Below are 1,051 nucleotides of genomic sequence, written 5' to 3' on the forward strand. Positions count from 1 at the left end.
CCCCCCAGTGCACCTCTGCAAGGAACTGCTGGATCGCTGTCATTTTCATCGGGCCGCGCCAGACCACCGGCGTGCTCGTGTCCGGCAACAGGAACGCCATCGAGAGGGCCGAGAGGTTGCCGGTTACGGGCACGGGTTCAATCGTGTTGGCAGTCACCCCCGGCCGCTGGTCCTCGATGCCCAGCATCTTGGGGATGTTCGGGCCGTGGAAGTCAAGGTCGAGGATGCCGGTCTTCTTCCCGTGGTTTGCGAGCGCGAACGCGAGATTGACGGAGACGGTGGACTTGCCCACCCCGCCTTTCCCGCTCAGCACGAGGATGACGTGCTTCACGTTGATCTTTGCTTTCGGGGGCAAACCTTTAGGCGCAGCTGCGGTTTTCTTTGACGGGCAAGTCTCACAGTTTTCGGTGCAGTTCTCATCGCAGGTCTCAGGATTCTTTCGTGGAGTATCTGTCATCGGATCATCTCGTCAGGGGATTATGAGAAAAAATGAGCGTTCTCGTAATCAGTCTGCCTTCTCTTCCTCGGTCACCTGCGCAAGCACCTGCGCCGTAGGGCCGATGTCGATGATCTTCCCGCCCCGCATCAGGGCGAGCCGGTCGCAGATGTCGCGGACAAAGTCCATATCGTGCGAAACCACGATGAAGGTCTCGTCCATCTCGTCGCGGGCATGCAGGATCGAGTGCTTGACATCCTGCTTTGTTATCGGGTCCATGGTGCCGGTCGGCTCATCGAGGATCACGAGCCTTGGCTCGCGGATCAGCACCTGGGCGAGCGCCACCCGGTGCCGTTCACCATCCGAGAGTTCGCCGGGCATCCGGTTTAAGATGGCCTTTGCCTTCTCTTCTGAGAACCCGGCCATCCGGAGCGTGACTACGGCTTTTCTAATCGCAAGCTCCTTGGGGAACTCAAGGCCGATCGAGTCCGTCAGGTTGTCGATGACCGTGCGGTGGGGGAAGAGGTCGTACTCCTGGTGGAGGAGGCCGATATACTCCTTGGCCCGGCCCCGCTGGTCGATACCGGGCTTGGTCATGTCGATCCACTCGTCGCC

At 60.1% G+C, this 1,051-nt stretch carries 2 protein-coding genes; both read right to left on the minus strand.

Going from position 1 to position 1,051, the window contains the following annotated elements:
* On the minus strand, positions 1-457 hold a 457-nt coding region (locus CW742_RS14960; RefSeq protein WP_292421774.1), incomplete at its 3' end, for a P-loop NTPase.
* Between the two features lie 48 nt (positions 458-505).
* Positions 506-1,051 (minus strand): ATP-binding cassette domain-containing protein (locus CW742_RS14965; protein WP_292421777.1); only part of this gene is annotated, 546 nt, incomplete at its 5' end.

It is taken from the genome of Methanoregula sp. (assembly GCF_002835825.1).
Classification (GTDB): Archaea; Halobacteriota; Methanomicrobia; order Methanomicrobiales; family Methanospirillaceae; genus Methanoregula.